3 protein-coding genes and 3 pseudogenes are annotated in these 4,416 nt (G+C 68.2%); 1 reads left to right on the top strand and 5 read right to left on the bottom strand.

What is annotated here, in order from left to right:
* The 4 genes and pseudogenes from AC2W7C_RS13865 to AC2W7C_RS13850 all read right to left on the bottom strand — a co-directional run.
* Positions 1-263, bottom strand: a pseudogene (locus tag AC2W7C_RS13865) (DUF4350 domain-containing protein); the annotation flags it as partial.
* Positions 264-305: 42 nt separating this feature from the next.
* Positions 306-1,136: an S-formylglutathione hydrolase gene (gene fghA / locus AC2W7C_RS13860; protein WP_486001961.1), complete on the bottom strand. Its 831-nt coding sequence runs from the start codon at positions 1,134-1,136 to the stop codon at positions 306-308.
* A gap of 274 nt (positions 1,137-1,410) precedes the next feature.
* Complete coding sequence (locus tag AC2W7C_RS13855) at positions 1,411-1,674, bottom strand: VOC family protein (protein ID WP_486001960.1); 264 nt, start codon at positions 1,672-1,674, stop codon at positions 1,411-1,413.
* Between the two features lie 212 nt (positions 1,675-1,886).
* Positions 1,887-2,992: pseudogene (locus AC2W7C_RS13850) on the bottom strand (S-(hydroxymethyl)glutathione dehydrogenase/class III alcohol dehydrogenase).
* 221 nt (positions 2,993-3,213) lie between these two features.
* Here AC2W7C_RS13850 and AC2W7C_RS13845 point away from each other — a divergent pair.
* Positions 3,214-3,923, top strand: a pseudogene (locus tag AC2W7C_RS13845) (NAD-dependent deacylase).
* 4 nt (positions 3,924-3,927) lie between these two features.
* On the opposite strand, the gene AC2W7C_RS13840 reads toward AC2W7C_RS13845, so the two are convergent.
* Positions 3,928-4,284: a GIY-YIG nuclease family protein gene (locus AC2W7C_RS13840; protein ID WP_486001959.1), complete on the bottom strand. Its 357-nt coding sequence runs from the start codon at positions 4,282-4,284 to the stop codon at positions 3,928-3,930.
* Between the last annotated feature and the right edge of the window lie 132 nt (positions 4,285-4,416).

Here is a 4,416-nt window from a genome sequence, read left to right as displayed (position 1 = left end):
AGCCCGCCCGCGTCGAAGGGCGCCGTCCCGGCCCGCACACGATAGCCGTCGGCCCGCAGCAGCGCGGCGAAGGGCGCGTACTGGCCGTCCAGGCGGTGGAAGTTGCGGTGCGCCTCGTCGATGACCACCACCGGCCCGGCCTCCGCCGCATAGGCCGGCCGCGCCACCGTCGGACGGAAGTCCGGATCGACCAGCTGCTGGGCCTGGATGGGCGAGGCCAGGGCGACGAGGGCCAGGGTCAGGCCAAGGATGGACAGTCTCATGATCGGCGCCTCCATCGAGACGGCGACGCTAGCACGCCCGGCTCAGCCCTTCAGCCGCTTCGCGTGGAAGGCGACGTGGTCGTCGATGAAGCTGGTCATGAAGAAGTAGGAGTGGTCGTAGCCGGGCTGCATCCTGAGCGTGACCTTGCGGCCCGCCGTCCGGGCGGCCTGGGCCAGCAGTTCGGGCTTCAGCTGCTCGGCCAGGAAGGGATCGACGTCGCCCTGATCGATCAGGATGTCGTCGAAGCCCGCGCCCGCGCCGCCCTCGATCAGCAGGGCCGCGTCGTGCCCGGCCCACCTCGTCCGATCGTCGCCCAGATAGGCGGCGAACGCCTTCTCGCCCCAGGGGCAGCGCGTCGGCGAGGCGATCGGCGCGAAAGCCGAGACGGACCGGAACAGCTCGGGATGGCGCAGCGCCAGGGTCAGGGCCCCGTGCCCGCCCATCGAATGGCCGAAGATCGAGCGCGTCCGGTTCGTCGGGAAGGCCTCGTCGATCAGGCCGATCAGCTCGTCCGCGACATAGCTTTCCATGCGGAAATGCGGAGCCCAGGGGGCTTGCGTGGCGTCGACGTAGAAGCCGGCTCCCTGCCCCAGGTCGTAGGCCGGGTCGTCCGCCACGCCCTGGCCGCGCGGCGAGGTGTCGGGCGCGACCACGATCACGCCGTGCTCGACCGCGGCCCGGTAGGCTCCGGCCTTGGTGGTGAAGTTGTCCTCGGTGCAGGTCAGGCCCGACAGCCAGATCAGGACGGGGAACGGCCCCTCGCCGCCAGGAACGAAGACCGACAGCGTCATCGGCGTGCCGGTGGCCGCGCTGTCGTGCCTCAGATAGCGCAGGGTTCCGCCGTGGACGGCGTGGGTCTTCAGGATGTCCATGGGCGGTCTCCGACGGTCCGGGCGTTCTCTATCGGCCCAGCACCAGCCAGGTCCAGTGGACGCCGCTGGCGAGTTGCTAGCCGCGCCCGCGCCCTTCAGGATCGGTTCCGCCCCCATCCCAACCGTCATTCCCGGCCTTGTGCCGGGAATCCATGAACACGACAGGCTAGGATCCAGACCGCTCAGGCGCACTCCGCGACGATGGATGGCCGGGACAAGCCCGGCCATGACGGAAGACAACACGCATATCTCACCGACTGGACGTCGATCGCCCCTAGCCCGCCACCCGATGCAGGGCGCAGACCTTGTTGCCCGAGGGATCGCGCAGATAGGCCAGGTTCAGCTTGCCGAAGGGACCGTCGCGCTCGCCGGGCGGATCCTCGATCGAGCGGCCGCCGGCGGCCACGCCCGCGTCGTGGAAGGCCTTGACCATCTCGGCGGTCTTGGCGTGGAAGCCGATGGTGCCGCCGTTGGCGTGACAGGCCGGCTCACCGTCGATCGCCGGCCGACGGCGAAGGCCCCGCGCTCGGTGCGCCACCAGTAGCGGCCTTGGGGTCCGGACCCATCGCGGGCGGAACGCCCAGAGCGCCCAGCGCTGCGTCATAGAACCGGCGCGACGCCTCCACGTCGTTCGCGCCCACGGTCAGGTGTGTGAACATGGCCTCTCCTCCCGGTGAATCAGGCCCGTTTTTTAAACAACCATCCTCGCGGCGCAAGCGCTCATGCTCTGCAGTTTCTCCGGTCCTCGCCTCAGAACACCACGACCGAGCGGATGCTCTTGCCCTCGTGCATCAGGTCGAAGGCCTCGTTGATCTGCTCGAGGGGAAGGGTGTGGGTGATCATCGGGTCGATCTCGATCTTCCCGTCCATGTACCAATCCACCACCTTGGGCGTATCGGTCCGGCCCCGCGCGCCGCCGAAGGCCGAGCCGCGCCAGACGCGGCCGGTGACCAGCTGGAACGGTCGCGTGGCGATCTCCTTGCCCGCCTCGGCCACGCCGATGATCACGCTCTCGCCCCAACCGCGGTGGCAGGCCTCCAGCGCCTGGCGCATGACCACGGTGTTGCCGGTGCAGTCGAAGGTGTAGTCGGCCCCGCCGCCGGTCAGCTCGACCAGGTGGGCGACCACGTCCGAGACGTCCTTGGGGTTCACGAAATGGGTCATGCCGAAGCGGCGGCCCCACTCCGCCTTGTCGCCGTTGATGTCGACGCGACGATCATGTCGGCCCCAACCATCTTCAAGCCTTGGATGACGTTCAGACCGATGCCGCCCAGGCCGAAGACCACGGCGTTGGCGCCCGGCTCAACCTTGGCCGTATTGACCACCGCGCCGACGCCCGTGGTCACGCCGCAGCCGACGTAGCAGGCCTTGTCGAACGGCGCGTCCTTGCGGATCTTCGCCAGGGCGATCTCGGGCAGGACGGTGTAGTTCGAGAAGGTCGAGCAGCCCATGTAGTGGGCGATCGCCTGGCCCTTGTAGCTGAAGCGCGACGTGCCGTCGGGCATCAGCCCCTTGCCCTGGGTGGCGCGGATGGCGGTGCAGAGGTTGGTCTTACGGCTGAGGCACGACTTACACTGGCGGCATTCCGGCGTGTACAGCGGGATGACGTGGTCGCCGACCTCGACCGAGGTCACGCCCGGTCCCACCTCGACCACCACGCCCGCGCCCTCGTGGCCCAGGATCGAGGGGAAGATCCCCTCCGAGTCCAGCCCGTCCAGGGTGTAGGCGTCGGTGTGACAGATCCCCGTCGCCTTGATCTCGACCAGCACCTCGCCGGCGCGCGGCCCCTCCAGATCGACCTCGACGATCTCCAGCGGGCGTTTGGCCTCGAAGGCGACGGCGGCGCGGGTCTTCATGTCGGGAGCTCCTTGGATCTGCGCCTGTGTGTCACGAGCGGCGCCGGGAACGCCAGCCGGGCCAGGCCAAAAAGTGCACTCGAGAAAATGGAGTGCACATCGTGCACTTTTGTAAGGCCGACCTGACATCGTCCGAGCCAGCAAGCACCATAGTCGGCTCATACGTCAGAAGCGGACGCATGACTTTCCTTTCCCCGCGGGACTCGGGCTTTAGTGTGCGCATGACCAACCTCGTCATCCTCACCGGCGCCGGCATATCGGCCGAGAGCGGCGTGCCCACCTTCCGCGCCGACGACGGTCTGTGGATGGGCCATCGGGTCCAGGACGTCGCCACGCCCCAGGCCTTCGCCCGCGACCCGGCCCTGGTGCAGGACTTCTACAACCGCCGTCGGCGCCAGCTGGCGGAGGTGGAGCCCAACCTCGCCCACCACGCCCTGGCCGAGCTGGCCGCGCGGTGGGAGGGCGAACTCCTGCTGGTCACCCAGAACGTCGACGACCTGCACGACCGCGCCCATGCGCTCAGGCCGCCCGGCCCGGGCTTCGAGCTGATCCACATGCACGGCGAATTGCTGAAGGCGCACTGCACCGCCACCGGCCGGTCAGCGACTGGCCGGGCGACATGGCCGCCCGCGAGCCCTCGCCGCACCATCCCGCGGGCCGCATGCGTCCGCACATCGTCTGGTTCGGCGAGTTTCCCCTGCGCATGGAGCGGATCGAGGCGGCGCTGGCCGAGTGCGACCTGTTCGCCGCCATCGGCACCTCGGGCGCGGTCTATCCGGCCGCCGGCTTCGTGCAGCAGGCCAATCTGGCCGGGGCCCGCACGGTGGAGCTCAACATCGAGCCGACGATGGGCCGCCGCCTGTTCGACGAGGGCCGCTACGGGCCGGCGACGGAGGTGGTGCCGGCCTGGGTGGACGAGATGCTGCGATAGGCCGTCATGGCCGATAAGGGCCGAAGGCGGATTGCAGGACGACCGCGCTCGTTGTTCCGAACCAGGGGGCGGCCAAGTCCAGCCATTGCGGATTGCGCGCCTCGATCAGCGCTAGTTTCCACTGTCGCTTCCACTTCTTGATCGCCTTCTCGCGTGCGATCGCGTTCACGATCAGCTCGTGCGGCTCGAACCAGACGAGAGTCTTGCAGCCGTACTCGGCGGCGAAGCCTTTCACGACGCCATTCCGGTGCTGCCACACGCGGCCCACCAGATGACTCGTCATCCCGGTGTAGATCGTTCCGTTGCGCCGATTGGCCATGATGTAGACGGCGATGATGTGCTCGGGGTCCCGGCCGCGCACTTCGACAACCCTAAGTTAAATACGAACACAACCTATGCCGTCATTCCGGGGCGCTCGCTAGAGCGAACCCGGAATGACGGAGAGAGAGAGAGAGAGAGAGAGAGAGAGAGAGAGAGAGAGAGAGACACCATG

This window comes from Brevundimonas sp. CURTG3B2_SDJG (assembly GCF_057364705.1).
The sequence above is the reverse complement of the archived record's forward strand: the minus strand, read 5'-3'. Positions and strand labels throughout refer to the sequence as shown.

What these genes read in the sequence shown, in the direction of transcription:
- fghA (WP_486001961.1), bottom strand. Translation starts at nt 1,136, where the DNA reads ATGGACATCCTGAAGACCCACGCCGTCCACGGCGGAACCCTGCGCTAT.